At 66.3% G+C, this 20,531-nt stretch carries 21 protein-coding genes; 6 read left to right on the top strand and 15 right to left on the bottom strand.

The window, feature by feature from the left end; all coding sequences use genetic code 11:
* Window positions 1-2: 2 nt before the first annotated feature.
* The 6 genes from ACQR0U_RS30655 to ACQR0U_RS30630 all read right to left on the bottom strand — a co-directional run bounded on the left by ACQR0U_RS30655 (window position 3) and on the right by ACQR0U_RS30630 (window position 8,822).
* The gene (locus ACQR0U_RS30655; RefSeq protein ID WP_315712667.1) at window positions 3-809 is read right to left on the bottom strand and encodes a hypothetical protein; all 807 of its coding nucleotides are present in this window, start codon (window positions 807-809) and stop codon (window positions 3-5) included.
* 92 nt (window positions 810-901) lie between these two features.
* The gene (locus ACQR0U_RS30650) at window positions 902-2,773 is read right to left on the bottom strand and encodes a flagellar protein (RefSeq protein ID WP_315828154.1); all 1,872 of its coding nucleotides are present in this window, start codon (window positions 2,771-2,773) and stop codon (window positions 902-904) included.
* 15 nt (window positions 2,774-2,788) lie between these two features.
* Entirely contained in the window at window positions 2,789-4,651 is a 1,863-nt protein-coding gene (flgK, locus tag ACQR0U_RS30645; RefSeq protein ID WP_315712670.1) for a flagellar hook-associated protein FlgK, read from the bottom strand.
* A gap of 44 nt (window positions 4,652-4,695) precedes the next feature.
* The gene (locus ACQR0U_RS30640) at window positions 4,696-6,498 is read right to left on the bottom strand and encodes a flagellar hook-basal body complex protein (protein ID WP_315712671.1); all 1,803 of its coding nucleotides are present in this window, start codon (window positions 6,496-6,498) and stop codon (window positions 4,696-4,698) included.
* Between the two features lie 295 nt (window positions 6,499-6,793).
* A complete protein-coding gene (gene msrB / locus ACQR0U_RS30635) occupies window positions 6,794-7,297 on the bottom strand; it encodes a peptide-methionine (R)-S-oxide reductase MsrB (protein ID WP_315753155.1) in 504 nt (167 codons plus the stop codon).
* Window positions 7,298-7,394: 97 nt separating this feature from the next.
* The gene (locus ACQR0U_RS30630) at window positions 7,395-8,822 is read right to left on the bottom strand and encodes an NAD(P)/FAD-dependent oxidoreductase (RefSeq protein WP_315753156.1); all 1,428 of its coding nucleotides are present in this window, start codon (window positions 8,820-8,822) and stop codon (window positions 7,395-7,397) included.
* A gap of 105 nt (window positions 8,823-8,927) precedes the next feature.
* Here ACQR0U_RS30630 and ACQR0U_RS30625 point away from each other — a divergent pair, with 105 nt between their 5' ends.
* Both ACQR0U_RS30625 and ACQR0U_RS30620 read left to right on the top strand, forming a co-directional pair.
* Window positions 8,928-9,470: a SixA phosphatase family protein gene (locus ACQR0U_RS30625; RefSeq protein ID WP_315753157.1), complete on the top strand. Its 543-nt coding sequence runs from the start codon at window positions 8,928-8,930 to the stop codon at window positions 9,468-9,470.
* 53 nt (window positions 9,471-9,523) lie between these two features.
* On the top strand, window positions 9,524-9,949 hold the full coding sequence (locus tag ACQR0U_RS30620; protein ID WP_315712676.1) for a universal stress protein: 426 nt from the start codon (window positions 9,524-9,526) through the stop codon (window positions 9,947-9,949).
* A 55-nt stretch (window positions 9,950-10,004) separates the two neighbouring features.
* On the opposite strand, the gene ACQR0U_RS30615 is transcribed toward ACQR0U_RS30620, so the two are convergent.
* From ACQR0U_RS30615 to ACQR0U_RS30605, 3 genes are all read right to left on the bottom strand, one after another.
* A complete protein-coding gene (locus tag ACQR0U_RS30615) occupies window positions 10,005-10,685 on the bottom strand; it encodes a class I SAM-dependent methyltransferase (RefSeq protein ID WP_434844072.1) in 681 nt (226 codons plus the stop codon).
* 51 nt (window positions 10,686-10,736) lie between these two features.
* Window positions 10,737-11,324, bottom strand: coding sequence for a YdcF family protein (locus tag ACQR0U_RS30610; RefSeq protein WP_316225707.1), 588 nt, complete (start codon window positions 11,322-11,324; stop codon window positions 10,737-10,739).
* 89 nt (window positions 11,325-11,413) lie between these two features.
* Window positions 11,414-12,004 (bottom strand): hypothetical protein, encoded by a 591-nt coding sequence (locus ACQR0U_RS30605; protein ID WP_409999284.1) that lies wholly within the window; start codon window positions 12,002-12,004, stop codon window positions 11,414-11,416.
* A 48-nt stretch (window positions 12,005-12,052) separates the two neighbouring features.
* Between ACQR0U_RS30605 and ACQR0U_RS30600 the strand changes: the two genes are divergently transcribed.
* Window positions 12,053-12,487 (top strand): hypothetical protein, encoded by a 435-nt coding sequence (locus tag ACQR0U_RS30600; protein ID WP_315738812.1) that lies wholly within the window; start codon window positions 12,053-12,055, stop codon window positions 12,485-12,487.
* A 73-nt stretch (window positions 12,488-12,560) separates the two neighbouring features.
* Here the strand turns inward: ACQR0U_RS30600 and ACQR0U_RS30595 are convergent, their stop codons facing one another.
* On the bottom strand, window positions 12,561-13,067 hold the full coding sequence (locus ACQR0U_RS30595) for a ferritin-like domain-containing protein (protein ID WP_316187532.1): 507 nt from the start codon (window positions 13,065-13,067) through the stop codon (window positions 12,561-12,563).
* A gap of 371 nt (window positions 13,068-13,438) precedes the next feature.
* On the opposite strand from ACQR0U_RS30595, the gene ACQR0U_RS30590 reads away from it, so the two are divergent.
* Both ACQR0U_RS30590 and ACQR0U_RS30585 read left to right on the top strand, forming a co-directional pair.
* Window positions 13,439-14,530, top strand: coding sequence for a lysylphosphatidylglycerol synthase transmembrane domain-containing protein (locus ACQR0U_RS30590; protein WP_315712684.1), 1,092 nt, complete (start codon window positions 13,439-13,441; stop codon window positions 14,528-14,530).
* A gap of 103 nt (window positions 14,531-14,633) precedes the next feature.
* Window positions 14,634-16,580 carry a hypothetical protein gene (locus ACQR0U_RS30585; protein WP_434844071.1) on the top strand — a complete coding sequence of 649 codons (1,947 nt, stop codon included), beginning with the start codon at window positions 14,634-14,636 and terminating at the stop codon, window positions 16,578-16,580.
* Between the two features lie 203 nt (window positions 16,581-16,783).
* Here the strand turns inward: ACQR0U_RS30585 and ACQR0U_RS30580 are convergent, their stop codons facing one another.
* The 3 genes from ACQR0U_RS30580 to ACQR0U_RS30570 all read right to left on the bottom strand — a co-directional run bounded on the left by ACQR0U_RS30580 (window position 16,784) and on the right by ACQR0U_RS30570 (window position 19,060).
* Window positions 16,784-17,173 (bottom strand): DUF3551 domain-containing protein, encoded by a 390-nt coding sequence (locus ACQR0U_RS30580; RefSeq protein WP_434844070.1) that lies wholly within the window; start codon window positions 17,171-17,173, stop codon window positions 16,784-16,786.
* A 77-nt stretch (window positions 17,174-17,250) separates the two neighbouring features.
* A complete protein-coding gene (locus ACQR0U_RS30575; RefSeq protein ID WP_315713622.1) occupies window positions 17,251-17,859 on the bottom strand; it encodes a DUF2147 domain-containing protein in 609 nt (202 codons plus the stop codon).
* A 172-nt stretch (window positions 17,860-18,031) separates the two neighbouring features.
* Window positions 18,032-19,060 (bottom strand): NAD(P)/FAD-dependent oxidoreductase, encoded by a 1,029-nt coding sequence (locus tag ACQR0U_RS30570; RefSeq protein WP_316167125.1) that lies wholly within the window; start codon window positions 19,058-19,060, stop codon window positions 18,032-18,034.
* 174 nt (window positions 19,061-19,234) lie between these two features.
* Between ACQR0U_RS30570 and ACQR0U_RS30565 the strand changes: the two genes are divergently transcribed.
* Window positions 19,235-19,699, top strand: a complete 465-nt coding sequence (locus ACQR0U_RS30565) for an acyl-CoA thioesterase (RefSeq protein ID WP_316186962.1) — start codon at window positions 19,235-19,237, stop codon at window positions 19,697-19,699.
* A gap of 50 nt (window positions 19,700-19,749) precedes the next feature.
* Here the strand turns inward: ACQR0U_RS30565 and ACQR0U_RS30560 are convergent, their stop codons facing one another.
* On the bottom strand, window positions 19,750-20,070 hold the full coding sequence (locus ACQR0U_RS30560) for a 2Fe-2S iron-sulfur cluster-binding protein (protein ID WP_172115065.1): 321 nt from the start codon (window positions 20,068-20,070) through the stop codon (window positions 19,750-19,752).
* Between the two features lie 83 nt (window positions 20,071-20,153).
* The gene (locus ACQR0U_RS30555; protein WP_315804330.1) at window positions 20,154-20,498 is read right to left on the bottom strand and encodes an Hpt domain-containing protein; all 345 of its coding nucleotides are present in this window, start codon (window positions 20,496-20,498) and stop codon (window positions 20,154-20,156) included.
* Window positions 20,499-20,531 lie beyond the last annotated feature (33 nt).

Genomic DNA, 20,531 nt, shown 5'->3' with positions numbered 1-20,531 from the left:
CGTCAGGCTGCGTCGGCCGCGGCGGCGGTGGGAACCGCCACCGCCGACGCGAATTGCGAGGCGACATTGCCGTGAAACACGGACGGACCGACGTGATCGAGCCGGCTGTCGAGATCGGCCCAGATCTCGCCGCCGAGATCGGTCCATCGCCTGCAGAACGCGAAATCCTCGCTGAGATAGGTCCCGGTCGCCGGGTCGATCATGCATTCGAACAGCGCGAAGCGGTTCGGACTGCCGGCCAGCGCATCCTGCGAATGCTCGCGGAAGAACTGCAGCGGGGCGTAGGCCGGATGCGCGATCATCGTCTCGATGACGCGGCGGCGGACCATCAGGAAGCCGGTGCCGGCATAGCGCACGCGGGTGAAGCCGTTGACCACCGCAACGTGGTCCGGATTGTCGATCTCCAGCACGTAGTCGAGCGATGCCGCCGGCACGTCCATGCGGTTGGAATTGATGGCGCGGCGCGCCTTGTTCCAGTTGACCTTCTTGACCGGATAGACGCCGGCGACCATGTCGCCGCCGGACGCGATCAGCCGGAACACCTGCTTCGGCGTGAAGCCGATGTCGGCATCGACGAAGAGCAGATGCGTGGCCGAGGGATCGTTGAGGAACAGGGTGACGAGATTGGCCCTGGCACGGGTGATCAGCGCATCGCCGTCGCGCATGTGGACGGTGAGGTCGACGTTGGACGCGGCGCGCAACTCGCGCTGCAGGGCGAAGATCGAGCTCGCATAGATGCTCGACACCTGGCCGCCGAAGCATGGTGTCGCGACCACCAAATGAATGCGCTCGTCGGTTCCGTCACTCACGTCCGCCTCCAGACAAAGAGGCTCTCGCCCCAGATCTGAACAAAAGCTAAAGAGACGTGGTTAACGAAAACCTAACCGCCGCCCCCGGGGCGCTACAGATATTTCACCAGCGTCAACTGGGCCAGCATCGCCGTCGTCTGGTAGGACGCCTGGAGGTTGGTCTGCAGCTGCAGGATCTGGCTCGCCACCTCCTGCTGCGAGATGCCCTCGGTCTGGTCGACCATGGCCTGCATCGCCGCCTTGGCCTGGGTCTGGCGCGCCGTGGCGTCCTTCATCGTGGTCTGGGCGTTGGCGAACTCGGTCTGGATATCCGAGATCGCCTGCTGGCCGAGCTGCGGCGTCAGGTTGGCGGCGATGCGCTGGCTGAGCGCACCGATCTGCTGCGGAGCATTTGCTCCCGCTGGCGGCGTGTTGACGGCGGCATAGACCGCGGTCTGCTGCACGAGGTTGCGGATCGCGAACTCGTTGCCCTGGGCGCCGAACTGAATGCTCTGCGCCGTGTCGATCCGGATGCTCGCGCTCGACCGCGCCGAGCCGGGACCGCTGTTGCCGGTGTACCAGGCGACGGTGTTGGCCGAACCGTTGACGAGGCTGGTCGCCGATCCCAGCGGCGAGCCGGAGACGCGCAACGGCGGCGTCGGCGCCGTCACTGTGCCGGAGAAGCCGAGCGCCCCGAACGCACCCGCGTTCGAGCTCGACACCGAGAAGCCGGCGGCGTCGTTGGTGCGCAAGGTGATCACGCCGCCGCTGACCGTCGACGGCGTCGACGTGCCGCTGAGCGTATCGATCTTCGACAGCAGCGTCTGCACGCTGTCGCCGACATTGATCTGGTTGTTGCCGCTGGCGCCGGAGGCGACGAAGGTCAGCGTCTGCCCGTTGACGGTGATGGTGTCGCCGGTCGCAAAGCTGGTCGCGATCGAGTCGGAGCCCGCCCCGCCCGACAGCAGCGTCGCTCCCGTGATCGGCGCCGGCGTTGCGAGCTTGTTGTTGACCACCGTTCCCGACACGGCGCTCGCCGTGTTGAAGAAGTTGTCACCGGCGACGACCGCCGAGGCGGCGGTCAGCGAGGTATTGGCCAGCGTCGACAGCGCCGTGTTGAGCGCCGCATTGAGATTGGCGGAGGTGGCCGCCGGCGTGGCGCCGATGGCGAACGTATTGGTCGGCGCCGGCGTCGTGGTGGACGCCGTCAGCTTGATCGATTCCGAGGTGCCGTCGGGCAGCTTGAAGGTGAAGCTGATCTGGTCGCCCGCATTCGGATTGCCGGCGGTGAGATCGACCGAGATGCCCGCGGGCGAGCCGGACGGTCCGGTCACCGTGGCATTGGTCAGCGACGAGGTGACGCCGCTCAGCTTGAAGCCGAACGGAGAGCCGGCGACGTCCTCCGCCAGCGTGATCGGCATCGTGGCCGACGCCGACAGGTTCAGACGCCCGAGACCGTTGAGCCCGAGATCGGCCTGCTGCCGCTCGGCGATGACCTGCTTCAGGCCGGCCTGCGTCGTGGTGCCGTTCAGGATGTCGTCGGCCGATGCGATCGCCGGCCGGTCGGTGGCGCTGCCGGAGAAGATGTAGCGATCGCCGACCTGGGTGTTGAGGATGCCGGTGATGGCCGACAGGTTGGACAGCGCCGTCAATTGTCCCGTGGTCTGGCCGGTGCTGGTCAGGTTCTGCGGCGTCGCCGAGGCGCCACTCTGGACCTGGTCATGAATCTTGGACAGCGACTGCAGCGAGGTATTGACCGCGCCGATCACGGTATTGACGTGGGTCATCGTCAGCGTGAAGGCCGAGATGTTCGAGAGCTGCGCCCGCGCCGCGATCGCGAAGCCCTCGTCGGGGCCCATGCCGGCGTAGTTGTTCGCCTTGACGCCGCTCGAGAGCTGCGTGGAAAGGTCCGCGAGCTGGTTCGAGATGTTCCGCACGGACAGGCCGAGCAGAGAATTTCCGTAGTTGACACTGCTGATCGACATCTTACACGCGCCTCACTAAAATGCCTGGAGCAGGCTCTGCATCATGCTTTGCACGACCGACATGATATGGGCGTTGGCCGCATAGGTGTTCTGGACCTGGATCAGGTTGGACATCTCGCTGTCCATGTTGACCCCCGCCGTGCCCTGGAACTTCTCCTTCAGCGTGCTGACCACGACGGCCTGGCCCTGGCTGAGCTGGGTCGCCAGCGTCGAGGCACTGCCCTGCTGGCTGACGAACTGCTGCAGATAGCCGGACACCGTGCCCTGGAATGGCTGCGCCGCCGAGCCGAGGCCGGTGGTTGGCGAGTAGCTGAAGGTCGCCGAGGTGAGCTGCGCGAACAGGAAGTCCGGTCGCGTCGCGTCGCCGGCCGCGGTCTGCGGCGAGGTCGAGTAGGTCGACAGCTTGGTCGGATCGTTCAGCAATGCCGGGTTGACGTTGAGCCTTCCCGCGAGCCCCGTCATCTGCGAGCCGGTCGAGGTGATTGCGCCGGTGTAGAGCGCGCCGCCGTCAGTGAAAACCGGCAGTTGGGCGTTGCCGCTGGCGAGCGTCTGCACCGTGGTGGTGGCCGAGGCCGCCTTGACCGCCGCCTGGCTGGTGCCGTCATCGGTGATCCGCAGCGTGGTGCCGGAGGGATTGGAAAACTGCAGATGCGCGCCACCGAGCGCGCTGTTGAGCTGCGACACCACCGAGGCCATGCCGAGCGAGAAGTCGACGCCGACATAGGACGGGTTGGCGCCGGAGGCGTTCTTCAGCGGCAGCGCCGCGGGATCGTTGACGTTGACGATCTTGACCTGGCGCTGGACGTTGCTCGAATCCGTGTAGGTCAGGTTGATGGTGTTGCCCGCCAGCAGCCCGCTGGTCGAGACGTCGAAGCCGGCCGGAGGTCCCGCCACCGCGGTACCCGCCGTGGTCTTGTCGGACAGCGCCGAGGCCATCGTCGCCGCGAGCTGGTCGACCTGGGTCTGCGCCTGCACCAGGGTCTGGTCGCGCAGCTTGAGGTCGGCCGCGATCTGACCCGAGTTCAGGAGATTGTTCGACACGACGTCGAGCGACACGCCGTTCGACAGCTTGATGTTGAGCTGCCCGACGCCGGTCTTGGTCGGATCGCTGTTGTAGAGCGAGGTGGCGTCGAGCGTCCCCGGCGACGAGAAGGTGAACTCGGAGCTGAGGCCCGCGCCGACCAGCTGGATGCCCGAATTGGTGAATATGCTCGTGCCGTTGGTCGGGTCGGACACGACGCGGATATCGACATATTTGGCAAGCGTGTTGATCGCGTTGTCGCGCTGGTCCTGCAGGGTCGCCGCCAGCGGGTCGGAGCTGTCGAGGCCCTGCAGCTGCGTGTTGAGCGTCGCGATCTGCTTGATCGCCGCGTTGGCCTGCGTGACCGAATTGCCGATGTCCTGCTCGACATTGGTGCGCAGGGTCTGGATGCCCTTGGTGGTCGCGTTGAGCTGCAGCGCCACGCCCTGCGCCGCCGACAGCGCCACCGACTGCGCCGACTGGTTGCTCGGATTGTTCGACAGCGACTGCAGCGCCGTGGTGAAATTGTTCAGCGCCGTCTCGAGCGTGCCGCTGCCACCGGGCGTACCGTACACGGTCTGCAGCTGGCTCAGGATGTTGGCCATCTGATTGGCATAGGTCCCACCCGAGGTCTCGGTGCGGAGCTGGTTCTGGACGAACAAGTCGAGCTGACGGTTGACGCCCGTCGTCGTCACCGTCGAGCCGAAGCCGCCGCTGGCGACCTCGATCTGGTTCGGGTTCTGCGCGACGTAGCCGGGCGTGTTCGCGTTGGCGACGTTCGATGAGATGATCGAGAGCGCGGCCTGCGTCGAGCGCAGGCCGGACATCGCGGTGGCGAGGGCAGAACTCAAACCCATGTTCGGTAGCCTTATGTCAATTCAACTGCCACGTCTCAGCGCGATCAGCGCAGCACGTTCAGAAGATCCTGCACCATCGAATTGGCCGTCGTGATCACCTTGGTGTTGGCCGAATAGGCCTGCTGGGTCACGATCAGCTTGGTGAACTCGTCGGCGATGTCGGTGTTGGAGCCTTCCAGTGAGCCGCCCGAGATCTTGCCGGTCGCGCCGATGATGGCCTGGCCGGACTGGTCGGTCGCCTCGTAGGCGCCGCCGTCGAGCGCCTTCAGGTAGTTGGTGCCGTTGAAATGCGACAGCGTGACCTGCGCCAGGTTGATGGTCTGGCCGTTGGAGAAGGTGCCGGTGACGACGCCGCTGTTGTTGACGGCGACCGACTGCAGCTGGCCGGCGGCGAAGCCGTTCTGATTGATCTGGTTGATCGTCGCCGAGCCGATCGTGCTCGCATATTGCGTCAGCGCGCCCGAGGAGATGTTGAGGCTGACGGTGCCGAGCGTGGTGCCGTCGACCACGACGTTGGGAATGGAGATGTTGGAGGTCGTCGGCGACACCAGCGAGCCGTCGGAGGCGAACGTGAAATTGGTGCCGACGTTCTGCCAGGCCACGGTCGAGCCAGTGGCGCTGGAGTTGGTCTGGTAGAACAGGTTCCAGGTGTCCTTGTGGCCCGTGCCGAGCGTCGAGCTGTCGACCTTGCCCCAGCGCAGCTGCACGTTCACCGGCGTGCCCGACGAGTTGTAGGCCGTGACCGCGCCGCCCGAGATCGTCTCGTTGTTGAAGTTGGTGAGATCGTTGCCGATCACGATGCCGGTGCCGGGACTCGCCGTGCGCGTCAGTGCCACGGGTGACGTGAGGCCGAGCGCGGTGAAACCCGGCGAGGCACTGCTCAAGTTCCAGTCCTCGCCGCTGCCGGAATGCAGCGTGATCTTGCCGGCGGTGATGGTCGGCTGCACGCCGGTGACGGCCGCGATCTTCGCCAGCAGCGTGCCGACGGAGTCGCCGACATTGATCTGGGTACCCGAGGCGCCGGAGGCGACGAAGGTGAAGGTGACGACGTCGCCGGCGCTGCCGGTCATGGTGATGGTGTCGCCGGTGGTGAAATTGCTCGAGATCGAGTCGCCGCTGGCGCCGCTCAACAATGTCGAGGTCGTGATCTGCGCCGGCACCTTGTTCACGGCGGTGGCGCCGGTGACGGTGGAGTCGGCGTAGAAATTGGTGCCGACCGGCAGCGGCACGTTGGAGAGGTCGGCCGAGTTGAGGCCGCCGGCCGCGACCAGCGTGCCGGTCGCAGCGTTGCCGCTCGCGGCGGTCTTCGGCTGCGTCGGCAGGTTGGCGGCGTACTGGATTGCGGTGGTCGCCTGCGCCGGCACGAAATTGTTGGCGAATTGCAGCACGGTCGGCACGTTGCCGGTGGCGTTGCCGGTCTTCGGATCGACCGCAACGCCCATCAGGTAATAGCCGGCGCCGTTGATCAGGTTGCCGTTGGCGTTGAGCTGGAAGTCGCCGCGGCGGGTGTAGTTGGTGACGCCGGTGAAGACCGGCACGTTATCGACGACCGAGGAGGCCTTCTGCACGTTGAAGAAGCCGTCGCCGTTGATCGCCATGTTGGTGGCGACCGAGGACGTCGAGACGGTGCCCTGGGTGGTGATGGTGGCCTTGGCGAAGGCGGTGACGCCGCCGGCGTTCTGGCGCGTCGGGTTGGTCGCGTTGGGAATGAGGTCTTCGAAGCTGGTGCCGATGCCCTTGTAGCCGACGGTCGACGCGTTCGCGATGTTACCGGAAATATTCTGCAGCGCGAATGATTGAGCGGACAGACCGCTCACCGAAGTGTTCATCGCGTCGAAGATACCCATACCAATCTCTCCACTGTGATGCCGGTGGCGGGTCGGCCCGCACCGCGTTTCGTGGAGAGCTGTCGCAATCGCTGTGCCAGATGAGAAAATGCTTTGAAATCAGCGCGTTGTAAAACAACAACGTAAAAAAACCGGCGTCAAAACTGGTGAACAATTGCCGAGCCGGCAGTTCTTGCCGGGCCGGACGCGCCAAATCGCGCTCCGGCGCGGCCGCTCGTCACGGCTACCGGCGCGTCCTGAAGACCCCCATCGAGCCTTGAACGGACGAGCCGGAATATCCTGGCGCAAATTCCTGTCAGGTCGACGACGGATTTGCCGGGTGGAACGTGAGCGAGAGCCCGTCCATGCAGTAGCGCAGGCCGGTCGGCTTGGGGCCGTCGTCGAACACATGGCCGAGATGGCCGCCGCAGCGGCGGCAATGCACCTCGGTGCGGACCATGCCGTAGGTCTTGTCCTGGCGGGTCGCCACGGCATTGTCGAGCGGCTTGAAGAAGCTCGGCCAACCGGTGCCGCTGTCGAACTTGGTGTCGGAGGAGAACAGCGGCAGGTCGCAGCCGGCGCAGGCGAAGGTGCCCTTGCGATGCTCCTTCAGCAGCGGGCTGGTCCAGGGCCGCTCGGTGCCCTCCTCGCGCAGGATCTCGTATTGCTGCGGCGTCAATTGCGCGCGCCACTCGGCCTCGGTCTTCTCGATCTCGAACTTCTCGGCGGCGCGGGCCGGCGCGGAACCGCCGAGCCAGCGCAGGGCGGCGAAGCCGAACAGTCCGGCGGCGGTGGTGAACATCATGCGGCGGTCGATCATGGACGTCTCCGTGCGGCGATGGGTTACCGGATCTACGGACGGGATCCCGGGAAGTTACGTCGGGCGCGGGCGCGACGGCTCACTTTCTTGCGAGGTGTCAGCCCTCCCCGGCGTCGGGACGGCGGTTCAGATCGGACGGCTGCGGCCGCAGCGGCAGCCGCGAGCCGGGCCGCTCGGCCGCCCGGCGCCGCGCTTCGGCCGCCCTGATCTCGCGCACACGCTCCTGCGCGCGGACGCGCTCGCGGTGCCGCGCCAGCGTCCCGGCCGCGGCGGCGCGGCCCCGGATCCACAGATTGACGACATGGCCGGCGACCCGGCCGCTGACGCCGCCGGCCCAGACCAATTCGAACGGCGAGAACAGCTTCCAGCGGTCGTCGCCAGCGAGGATCGCCTGCGCGATCAACTGCCCGGCCATCGCCGAGGTGTTGAGCCCCTGCCGGCCGAAGCCGCTCGCGACCCACAGGCCTTTGCGGAGCTGGCCGATCTGCGGCATGCCGTGCACGGTCTGGCCGGTGACGCCGCCAAAGGTCTCGGCGATCTCGACGCGGCCGAGTTGCGGGAACACCGTGCGGATCCGGCGCTGCAGCGCCGCGGCAAATCCGCTGGGCCTGGCGTCCCAGGTCGTCTCCGGGCTCGCCCACATCAGCCGGTCGCCGTCGACGACGCGGAAATGATCGATGCCGTCGGTGTCGCTGACCGAGCCCCGGAAGGCGATCGCATCAGCCAGCCGCTCGCCGAGCGGCGCGGTGACGCCGCCATAGCGCCACACCGGCAGCAGCGTATCGGACAGCTTCTGCAGCGGCGCGCCGAGATGGATGTTGCCGGCGAGCACGATGTGCGAGGCGCGCATCCGCGCCGACGGCGTCACGATGCGCTTGCGCACGCCCGACGCGTCGATGCTGACCACCGGCGTGTCCTCGAAGATCCTTGCCCCGGCCCGGTGCGCGAGCCGCGCCAGCGCGTGAACGTACCTGCGGCCGTCGAGTTGGAACGCCTTGGGGTAATGGACGCCATGGAAGTAGCGGTCGGTCTTGAGCTCGGTCCTGACGCGCTCGACCTGCCAGCCCTCGACCTCGGTGTCGAAGTCCTCATGCAGCATCTGGAGGCGGCGGATCAAGGCGTCGCCGGCGTCGACATTGGAGACTTCGAGCGCGCCTTCGCTGAGCCCGATGCCCGGCATCGCCGCGGTGGCCTGGGCGCGGATGAACTCGGCACCGGACCAGGACAACGCCCATAGCGCCCGGGCATGCGCGAGCCCGACGCGCTCGATCAGATCCGGCAGCGGCAGGTCGAACCCGGGCATGACCGTGCCGATCATGTGACCGGATGCGTTCCATCCGACCTGGCGGCCTTCCAGCACCGCGACGCTCGCCCCCTGCCGGGCCGCGCACAACGCCACCGTCAAGCCGGCCAATCCCGCCCCGACGACGCAGACGTCGACATCGAGGTCGAAATTCAGCCTGGTGCGGCCGTGTGCACCTGCGGCATCCGCGTCATCGTTCACGCTTGTGGAAGTCTCGTTCATGGCGTTTTCTTAGCGAACCCTGCGCCGGACGTCATGGCGCTTTTAATGGCGATAAAGAGACGTGGTACAGGCTGACCCAGCCTGAACGATTCGAGACGGAATTCCATGCGCCGATTGATGCTGCTGCGCCACGCCAAGACCGAGACTGACGCGCCGACCGGCCGCGACCAGGACCGCCGTCTCGACGAGCGCGGGCACCAGGATGCCGCCATGATCGGCGATTTCATCGCCAGCCACCCGCCGGTGCCGGAGCTGGTGCTGGTCTCGACCGCGGTTCGGGCGCAGCAGACCTGGGATCTCGCGCTTGCGGCGATGAAGGACCGCGTCCCGCCCCCGCAGGTCGAGACCGTTCCCGAGCTCTACGGCGCCGAGCCGATGCAGATGCTGCATCACATCCGCCTCGCGGCAGCGCGTGATCCGAAGCAGCTCCTGCTCGTCGGGCACAATCCCGGCATGCACGAGCTGGCGCTGGCACTGACCGGCGAGGGCGATTCCGAGGCCCGCCACGAGCTGATGCGCAACATGCCGACCGCGGGACTCGCGGTGCTCGATTTCGACACCGACGATTGGGGCGACATCAGCTTCACCCGCGGCCATCTCCTGAGGTTCGTCACGCCAAAGCTGCTCAAGCACGGCTCGGTCGATTGACAGGCAGGTCGGGTCCGGCGCGTAATGCCGGCGGGCAGAGAGGAGGACCTTCGATGTTCAACTCGATTCTGGTGCCGATCGATCTGGCCGACACCGACCTCGCCAAGCCGGCCATCGCCACCGCGGCCACGCTGGCGCAGACCTGGAGCGGCACGGTGCATCTGCTCAACGTGATGCCGATGACGCCGGTGATGCTCGCCGAATACGTCCCGGCCGATTTCGATGCGCAGCAGCGCGAGACCGCCGAGGAAGCGCTGTCGATCGTGGCGCGCGAATCCGGCATCCCGGCCGAGCGCATCAGCTACACGGTACGCCAGGGCGGCATCTATCACGAGATCCTCGAGGAGGCGGCCAAGGTCAACGCCGACCTGATCGTGATGACCTCGCACCGCCCGGCGATGCGGACCTACTTCCTCGGCAGCAACGCGGGGCACGTGGTGCGCTACGCGAAGTGCTCGGTGCTGGTGGTGAGGCCGTGAGTGGCGGCAGATCACCGCATCTTCGCGTATCGGACCGCTTTGACCGAGCCGTGAGTCAGACGGTCGGACCAGCCTCAGCCGCGCTAGCAAGCCAGAAGCTACGCTCGCCGTTCGCTGGCTCGCCAACCGAATGTACGATCAGTTCGAAGCCATTGTCGCGCAGCAGCGCCGCGTACTCGGATGGATCGAGAGACGCATGATAAAGCGGATCGCCGCGATAGCACCCGATGGCTTCACCATGCGCGGGGCCGGCGTTGAACATTAGAATGCCGCCCGGAGCTGTGCAGGCCGCGAAGATTGGAAACATGCGTCGCTGGTCATCGTGTCCAAGATGGAAGAAGCTGTCCCAGGCCAGCCCCCCGTCAAACCGCCGACCTGAGGTCAACGGCCGCATGTCGGCGACGATCCATTCCTGATCCGGCATCCTCGTTCGGCAAAGTGCGATCATCGTCGGCGAGCTGTCCACGCCGGTGACCAAAAATCCTTGCGTCGCTATGTGCGCTGCGACCGGCACACCGCCCCCGCAGCCAGATCGAGCACGGTTGCGCCCGGTCGGAGACACGCAAGGAAGCGTTCGATGGGAGGCTTGTCCGTCCAGGAAGCCGCTCGGCGGTCGGCGTCCCACGACAGCGCATGATGCTCGTAGTGGGCGACAATACGGCCGGCACCTTGGTTCATGGAAACTCCATCGCAGGGGCCAGATGCCCCATCTGGAATGACCACCAAAGTCTGCCATGAGACCCGATGGACCCTGTTGTCATCGAAGTGCGAGCACGCGCCGCGTCCATCACGGCCACTCCGCGATGAAGCCCTTCGCCTTATAAGGTTCGATCTTGTCCCATTCGCTGAGCACGCGGCGGCGGAACTCCGGATGGGTGTGCCACAACTGCCGCGGTACGCCGAAGCTATCGACCGTCAGCAGCATCTTCTCGACTTCGGGCCAGTGGCGCTGCAGGGTCATCGCGTAGCGCCGAGCGGTCCAGCTGTTGCCGAGGCAGATCACACTGCCGACATTGGCGAGGCCGAGCGCGGCGTCGATCACCGGCAGCGCGAACGCGACGTTCTCGCCGGTATTCGTGGCGTGGTGCTCTTCGAGGATGCGCTCGGCCGGAATGCCGCGCCCCACCATGGCGGCCTTGATCAGCGTACACTCCGAAAGATCAGCGCCCGGCGTGATCCCGCCGCTGACGATGGCGTGGCGGAAGTAGCCCTGCTGCCACAGCTTCACCGCCGTCTCGGCACGCAACTCCTCGTCGACGCGGGTCCCGAACACGAACAGGAGATCGGCCGGCCGCAGCGGCGTATCGGCGAAATGCCGCGCGTTGACCGCGGCGATCTCGGCGTCATCCGGTCTGCGCAGCGCGCGATCCTGCATCGGTCCTCTCCGAAAGCGACTCGCTCACTCTGGCATGGCGCGCGAAATCCGCATGATCACATTCGGTGACGGGCGACGAGATTGCGTGATCACGGCAGCAGCGCGGCCGGAATCTCCGTGAACGTGTAGCTGCGCGGCCTGTTGCGGGTGATGAAGCCGCCGACATACCAGGCGAACAGCGCGGCGAAGCCGATCAGGAACAACGCGCCCGACCATTCGGCGATGACGAGCGCGCGCACCAGAAGCCCGGCCATCGCCACGGCGAGCAGCGCAATCGCGGCGAGCGCCGCGCCGTAGGTGAAGCGGCCGAGGCCCGCAGTCAGCCGCGCGTTGCTGCCGCTGAAGGCGAGCCGCGCATGCAGGCCGACGATGAAGGCGCGGTAGGCCTCGCTCTGCGGCGCCATCAGGGCCGCCGTCTGCCACGAGACGGAGATGATGCTGAGGCGGCGGCCATCGCGATGGGTGATGTCGGCCCGAAAACGCTTCGCCTGCATCGACACCGGTCGGTAGGACAGCCGGATCGCGGCGATGTCGGCGTACGGCCACAGGCCGGTCCGGCCGGCGAACCGCCACGACAGCCCCTGCCCGGTCAGCTCGAACTGGTGCGCGGCCCCGATCAGCGACGCCTTGTAGGCGTAGCGGATCGCATCATCGCCGGCTGTGGTGGTGCGCTCGGAAATGGATCGGTCCTGTTGCGTGTGGCGCGCGCCTTATCCTACAAGCGGAGCATGAGCGAAACGATCTATTTTCCGCGCCACCTGATCCTGGCCGGGGCGATGGCCGCCGGCGTGCTGCTGGCGCTGGCCGTGCACATGCTCGGCGCCCGCTACGGTCTCGATCTCGGCGGCCTGTGGCAGACCGAGAGCGGCGCCTTCATGCCGGCGGGATCGGCGATCGCCTGGTGGCTGATCGCCACCGTCGGCTTCTCCTCGGGCTATTTCATCGCCAACATCATGCACAGCGCGGTATCGGGCGAGATCCCGCAGCGGATGCGCAACTTCCTGGTCGTGGTCGGCGTGCTGATGCTGGCCGGCATCGGCCAGGCGATCTCCGGCCCGAGCCCGGTGCCGTCGGCCTCGGGTGTGCTGGCCGGCCTCGCCGCGCTCTGCCTCGGCGCCCTGATGGCGTTCTGCGGCGCCAATTTCGCGTTGCGTAAGAGCTGACGCGCGGCATCCGGATGCGACGACGCCGCGCGGGATGTCCGCGCGGCGTTTTGTCTCATCAACGATGGCGCGATCAGCTCGCGGCGCGCAGATTGACGCTGGTCTCGGCGAGCTTGGTCAGCTTCATGTCGGTCGCCTTCTCCTCGTCGAGCGTCTTCTGCAGGACGGCGGCACAGTCGCTGCGGCCGAGTTGCTTGGCCCAGGCGATCAGGCTGCCATAGCGGGTGATCTCGTAGTGCTCGGCCGCCTGGGCGGCGTTGATCAGCGCTGCGTCCAGCACCGCCTTGTCGTCGACCTCGCCGGCGACCTCGTCGGCCTCCTCGATGATGCCGTCGATCGCCGGACAGTCGACCGCCTTGGCCGCGATGCCGTGCATCTTGAACACCTGCTCGAGACGCGTCACATGCGTCTTCGTCTCATCGAGATGGGTCAGAAAGCCCTGCTTGAGCTTCTGATCCGTCGCCTTGTCCGCCATCTTCGGCAGCGCTTTGACGAGCTGGTTCTCGGCGTAATAGATGTCCTGCAGCTGATGAACGAACAGATCGTTCATCGTCTTGATGTCCTTGGTGAACAGTCCCATTTGTTTCACGTCCTCTCGGTTCGGAACATGGCAGGTCCCTCCCCTGACCGATCGTCGCCATGTTCGCTGTGCGCTAACCGGCGGCTACGGCGGTTGTTCCGGCGTACCGCCCCTGCCGAACCGGTCGCAGGGACGAGGGTTCTCGTGAACCGCGCGGGCGACCAGTTGGACCGAATTGAGGCGGACGGGCCGCCAGCTATGTGACCGGAGTGTGACAGACCCGCGCCGCATGGGTCGGAGCTGAGCTGTGTCAAGGACTGCACAAGGCGCGCATTTTAGCATAAGGAACAGGCTGTCACGAATTGCCCGCCCCATCGACAAATGGTTTCGCCTCTTTTCCAAGATCTAGTACCGCCCCGCCGGGAGGATGAATGCAGCGCCTGCTGACCACGCTTGGGCGTGGCTTCAAGAAATGGATCGGCTGGAAGCGGCTGGGGATTGCAGCGAGCCTTGCGATCATCGCCTTCGCGATCACGACACTCGTGCGTACGCTGAAGGGCGTCGATGCCGGCGTCATCCTGACCGCGCTCACCGAAATCCCGCCCGGTCACATCGCCCTCGCGGCCTTGTGTGTGGTCGGCGCGTTCTGCACGCTGACCTTCTATGACTATTTTGCACTGCGAACGATTGGCAAGAAACACGTGCCCTATCGCATCGCGGCGATGAGCGCCTTCACCAGCTATTCGATCGGCCACAACATCGGCGCCACCGTGTTCACCGGCGGCGCCATCCGGTTCCGGATCTACTCCGACTACGGGCTGTCCGCGATCGACGTCGCCAAGATCTGCTTCCTGTCAGGCCTGACCTTCTGGCTCGGCAATCTGTTCGTACTCGGCATCGGCATGACCTTGCATCCGGCCGCCGCCACCGCGATGGACCAGTTGCCCCCGGCGGTGAACCAGTTGATCGCGATCGGCATCCTGGGGGCGATCTTCGCCTATCTCGGCTGGCTGACCGCCGGCAAGAACCGGCGCCAGCTCGGCCAGAACGGCTGGAAGGTGGTGCTGCCCTCGGCGCAGCTCACGCTCGTGCAGATCCTGATCGGAGTGGTCGACCTCGGCTTCTGCGCGCTGGCGATGTACCTCCTCGTCCCCGCCGCTCCGCCGATCGATTTCCTGTCGCTGTCGGTGGTGTTCATCCTCGCCACCCTGCTCGGCTTCGCCAGCCACGCGCCCGGCAGCATCGGCGTGTTCGATGCCGCGATGCTCGTGGCGCTGCCGCAGTTCGGGCGCGAGCAGTTGCTGGCCACCCTGCTCGTTTTCCGCGTGCTGTATTTCGTGATCCCGTTCGCGACGGCGATCTCCATCATGGGCATCAGGGAACTCTGGCTGAACGTCGTGAAGCCGTGGCAGGAGCGGCGCCGGCTGAACTCAGCCTGCGAGGACGAGGTCGCCGCCAAGCGCGCCGCGGCCACGGCGCCCGCCGCGGTTCCCCAGCGCATCAAGCGCCACTCCCAGCGCTGAGCAGCAATCGTCTCGCGGATGACGCGACGGTTCGACCCTCGACCGGTTGAACTCGCGTGCGATCCTCTTATTTCCGCCCCATCCCTGACGTGAATCCTTGCGCATGACCCGAATGCCCCTTCGTCCGCTGCTCGCCGCCTGCGTCCTGGCCGGCCTGCTCGCCCCTCTCGCCGCCACCGAGGCGGCCGCGCAGTTCGGCGCAGCGCCGCTGCAGATCAGCTGGGAGGTGCGCAACCGCTTCCGCCTCTTCCGGGAGGAGCGCGACTTCCTGCTGCATACCGACAGCACGCGCGACCGCTCCATCCTCGCCGCCGAGCAGGCGTTGGCGGTGCAGAGCGACGGCCGCGGCTGGGCCCGGAACGTCGTCAACCGGCTCTGCATCGACCTCGCCGGCCGCATCAACGAGCCGTGCACGCGCGACAACGTCAAGGAAAGCTATCTCACGCCGATCGACCATCCGGTCACCGTGCGCCTGACCGGCCCGGTCCCGGTCGGCGCCACCTGCGCGTGGTCGTTCGACGACGGCGACGGGCCGCAGACCTCGACATTCGACTGCGCCGAACCGGTCAATTTGCGCGTCCGCTACGGCCGCCAGACCGTCGCATCCGTCGATGTCGCCAGCCCGGAAGGCACGCAGCAGGTGTCGACCGGAATCCAGGTCCGCGACGTCCTGATCGCCGGCCTCGGCGACAGCATCGCCTCCGGCGAGGGCAACCCGGACCGCCCGATCGCGCTCGCCGACGACGGCTTCTGCTTCCGCTCCTATCTCGGCGGTCCGACGGCGCAATATTATCGGCCGAGCCGGGCCGGCTTCAAAGGCGGCCGCGCCTGCGAGGCGCCGGACACGCTGCAGAACTGGCAGAAGCACAGCGCGGTCTGGCTCAACGCGGCCTGCCACCGCTCGCTCTACAGCTACCAGACCCGCACGGCGCTGGCGCTCGCGGTGCGCTATCCGCACGTCGCGGTCACCTACCTGCCGCTCGCCTGCACCGGCGCCACCATCGCCGACGGCCTGTTCGGCAGCCAGCGCGCGCGCGAATGCACGCCGGGCCGCGCCGCGACCACCTGCGCCGGCAGCGTCAACGGCCAGCTCGGCGAGCTGCGCGAGGCGCTGACCGCGGCCAAGCGTCGCCAGCCGGACCGCAAGCTCGATCTGATTCTGCTGTCGATCGGCGCCAACGACATCAACTTCTCCGGTCTCGTCGCCGACGTCATCGTCGATACGCCGACCGAACGCACGCTGTTCAAGCGCTCAGGCGTGATCGGCTCGGTGGAGGAATCGCGCAGCGAGCTGGCACGCGACCTGCCGCAGGGTTTTGCCAAGCTGCGCGAGGCGCTGAAGCCGCTGGTCGGCGACCTCTCGCACGTCATCTACACCTCCTACGGCAACCCGGCGCTGAGCGGCCCCGGCACGCCCTGCCCGGGTGGTCCGGCCGGTTTCGAGGTCCACCCATCGTTCAATGCCAATCCGCAGCGGCTCGCCAAGGTCGCGGGCTTCGTCGAGAACGAGTTCCTGCCGTCACTGCGCGGGCTGGCGCAATGTACCGCGGGAGTCCTGTGCCGCGATCCGCAGGCCGACCGCATGACCTTCGTTGACGCGCATCAGGCCGCGTTTGCCGATCACGGCTTCTGCGCCCGCTCGACGCAGGATCCGCCGTTCGACCGCGAATGTTTTTCGGCCGACGGCGCCAGCTTCGATCCGAACATCGTCAGCGCCGCCAACGAGCCGCTGCTGTGCGGCCGCGGCGCCAGCGAGTATCGTCCCTATCTGCCGCGCGCGCGCTGGATCCGCGATGCCAACGACAGCTACTTCTCGGCGATGACCTATCCGCAAGGGCTGCCGGCGGCGATGCAGCCCTCCGACATCCACGATGCGAGCTGGGGCGTGCTGTCCGCGGTCTATGGCGGCGCCGTGCATCCGACGGCGGAGGGCCATGCCGCGATGGCCGACGCCGCCTTTCCGGCCGCGGCGCAAGTGCTCAACCTCGATGCGGCCGAGCCCAACGTCACCAGCCAGCCGCTGCCGCCGGCGGGCATGGTGAGGCAGTAGTCGGCCATTCGGGTAGGGATCGCAGAGGAAGAACAGCCTGAAGCGCTCCGCTCCGCACACCGTCTTTCGGGACGCCCTCCGTGAGCGGGCGCTCAGGAACAAAGGCTGTGGAGCGGCGAGATTGCAGAGCCTCATGGGGAGTTGGGAGCGGATGGAGAGCCGGGCCGCCTCGAAAGAACGTGTCGGCCTCGACGTCCCAACGCTCAGCGCGCAAATCGACGGCGACCACCGCCAAGCGATCCTGATTGTCCTTGTGCCCAATATGGGTTGTTCACGCACATGGCCGCGAGGCCCCGGCCTGCCCTTCGACACTGATCCCAGGACGTATAGGTGCATTCGACATAGGTGCTACCACCCCATTCCCACCTTTGTAGGCAGACAGGATAATTGGACTCATAGGTCTGAGCAGCGGCGATCGGGATCATGGAGATGGCCGCGCTCCCCGCGATTATCCAACGCAGCATCAGCATCGCTCCCTCGTCGAATTCCGACCGCTGCGGCCAATGGCCTGCACGATCACCGGCAAGCAACGCTCGAATGATCATGGAGACCTTGTCCTCGACCACGCGGTTGGTGCGGTTGGTCTGGATCAAGCTCTTCGCCGACGCGGTGTCCGAGATCGCGATCCCTTGTCGGCCAGGAGCGAGGACGGTCGCAGTTCGGAAGCAGTCTACTTGACTGCAGCCGGCTTCTTCATCATCGGAGGCGCCTGCTTGGTGGCGGGGCCGGTTGCCGTCGTCGCCTGCGAGGGCAGATATTTGGCGAGGATCGCAGGATCGATCTGCGCCATGTTGCTATCCGGCAGGCGGGTCCAGGTCTCGTCCTTGCCAAACAGCGAGATGCCGAGATAGCCGTGCAGGATCAGCGTCTGCCCGTCCGGACTGACCCGCATATTGGCCTTCCAGATGTTGCCGTCGCGCGGATTGAGCACGTTGCCGCCTTCGTATTTCAGGCCCTCGCGCTTCATGTCGCGCACGAAGGAGATGCCGAGCACAGGCGCATTCTTGCGGTCATCGCTGCACTTCGAACAGACCTCGTTCGGATTGTCGCCGGGACGCGGAAACGTCTTGGCGATCACGCCCTCGAACACGCCGTCGTGGTCGATGAAGAGAAACCAGCCGACGGGCCTGCCATCCTCGACCTTCTGCCACAGACCGGCCGCGGTCGGCTCAGCCGCGAGCGCAGGCCGCGTCAGCAGAGCACCGGCAACGACGAGCGCGCCGATCGCGAGCTTCGTCACACCAGGCACCAGCCGAAGTCGGGGAAACGCATTGCGCATCATCATCTCACCTTGACCAAGTCACAAAATGAATGGCCGCACAGTACGGCCGTTTCATGCATCGTTCCAGCCCCATAACAGGTCTGGCGCGCCGGTGAAACCGGCACGCGCAGGAAACATTTCTTCACATTTGAGTTGGTCCGGCGGCGGAAGGTTCCATACCGCCGACAAATTAGTTGACGCCGAGCTTCTTCTGCAGGCTCGACGACGACGTCGTGTACTGGAACACCAGCCGCTTCTCCGGATACACGTAGCGGTGCGCCTTCTGCGCCATCAGCGCGCCCTCGTGGAAGCCGCACAGGATCAGCTTGATCTTGCCGGGATAGGTGTTGATGTCGCCGATCGCGAAGATGCCGGGCACGGAGGTCTCGAAGGCAGAGGTCTCGACCGGAATGAGATTGTGCTCGAGCGCGAGGCCCCACTCGGCAACCGGACCGAGTTTCATCGTCAGTCCGAAGAATGGCAGCATCATCTCGCAGGGGACGGTCTCGACCGCGTTGTCGTTGCCCTTGATCGTCGCAGCCGACAGCTGGCCATTGGCGCCTTCGAGCGCCGTCACCTGGCCGATGCGCAGATCCATCTTGCCGCCGGCGACGAGCGCGCGCATCTGCTCGACGCTGTGGGGCGCGGCACGGAAGTCGTCGCGGCGATGAACGAGCGTGATGCGCTTCGCGATGGGGTGCAGGTTGAGCGTCCAGTCGAGCGCGGAGTCGCCGCCGCCGACGATGACGACATTCTTGTCGCGGAACAGCTCCATCTTGCGCACGGCATAGAATACCGAGGTGCCTTCATAGGCCTCGATGCCCGGCACCGGCGGGCGCTTGGGCTGGAACGAGCCGCCCCCGGCCGCGATCACCACGACCTTGCACTCGAACACCTTGCCGGCATCGGTGGTGACGCGAAAACCGGGATCGCCGATCTTTTCGACCTTCTCGACCATCTCGCCGAGATGGAAGGTCGGACTGAACGGCTTGATCTGCTCCATCAATTGATCGGTGAGGCCCTGCCCCGTCACCATCGGCACGCCGGGAATGTCGTAGATCGGCTTCTCCGGATACAGCTCGGCGCATTGGCCGCCGACCTTGTCGAGGATGTCGATCAGATGCGCCTTGATGTCGAGCAGCCCCAGTTCAAAAACGGCAAACAGTCCGCAAGGGCCCGCGCCAATGATCAGCACATCGGTCTTGATCGCTTCGCTCATGTCGCTCTTCTCGTTGGAGGCGCCGCTCGACGGATGGCGGCAGATGGCGGTTCCGAATTTGTAGCCATTGGTGTGGTCGCAGGGAAGGTACAAAAGCCGCCCCTGGCTCGCGCGCGGCTTGCAGCGGTGGCCTTAGCCGGGTTTGAAGGGGACATGAATGATGGAGATCAATCGGTGACAGAGACGGCCCGCCGCGACCACGCGCCACGCCTGGAGGACTTTCCCTACCGCCTCGCGGACAATGTCCGCTTCGGCGACCTCGATCCCAACCAGCACGTCAACAATGCGGTCTACGCGACCTACTTCGAGACCGGCCGGGTGACCTTGATGAAAGACCCGCGCCATGGCCTGACCCAGGACGGGCTGGCCTGGATCATGGTGCGGCTGGACATGCATTTCCGGGCCGAGCTGCGCTGGCCGGGCACGATCGAACTGGGACTGGGGGTCGTGAGGCTGGGGCGCACGTCGGTGACCTGCGAGCAGGTCGTGTTCTCGGACGGGCGCTGCGTGGCGTCGGCCACCGCGGTCATGGTCCTGATCGACGAGGTGACGCGCAAACCGGCGCCGCTGACGCCGAATCTCGTTGCTGCGCTACAGCCCTGGGTCCGCCGCGGCATGGCGATCGCGCCGCCGGCATAGGCCTGGCGGCGATCAGCCGAAGCGCGGCGATGAGGGCGCGAGGCGAACGGTCAGGCCTGACGCTCGGGGGTGGCGACGACGAGGCCGTCGAGTTCGTCGGAGACCTTGATCTGGCAGGAAAGACGGGAATTCGGCCGGACATCGTAGCCGAAATCGAGCATGTCCTCTTCCATCGGGGTCGGCGGGCCGACCTTCTCGCGCCAGGCTTCGTCGACATAGACATGGCAAGTCGCGCAGGCGCACGCGCCGCCACATTCGGCCTCGATGCCGGGAATGGCGTTGCGGATCGCCGCTTCCATCACGGTCGCGCCGTTTTCGATGTCAACGGTTCGGGATTCGCCGGTATGGTCGACAAAGGTGATCTTGGCCATGTGTGCTCGTGCTGCGCAGGAAATGAGGTCGGGCTGTCCTATAACGGACCGCTCCGCTCCGCGCTAGTGCTGCCGCCGGCCGCTCAGGCCGCGCCGAGCATCTCCGAAATCGCCGCGCGGGCCTGCGCGATCGCCGTGCCGAGCCAGGCCAGCGCATCGGCCGGATCGCCCGCCCGCAGCGCCGCTTCGAGCCCTTCCGCCGCGTCGGCGACGTCGAGCGCGCCGACGGCGCGGGCCGAGCCCTTCAGCGTGTGGGCGACGGTGGCGGCATCCTCGGGCATCACCTGCAACCGCTCCAGCAGGCGGACGGCCTGGCTGGAGAACATGGCGAGCACCTCGCGCTCGAGCGCGCTGTCGCCGAGCGTCATCCGGCGCAGCAGGTCCAGGCTGATCGGCCCGTCATCGGGAACCAGCGGGGGCGAGGGCATCCATTCGATCCGTGAAAGGTCGGGAATCATGGC

This window comes from Bradyrhizobium sp. HKCCYLRH3097 (assembly GCF_051167875.1).
GTDB lineage: Bacteria > Pseudomonadota > Alphaproteobacteria > Rhizobiales > Xanthobacteraceae > Bradyrhizobium.
Note: the sequence above shows the minus strand (reverse complement) of the source record. Positions and strands in the feature narration are given on the sequence as shown.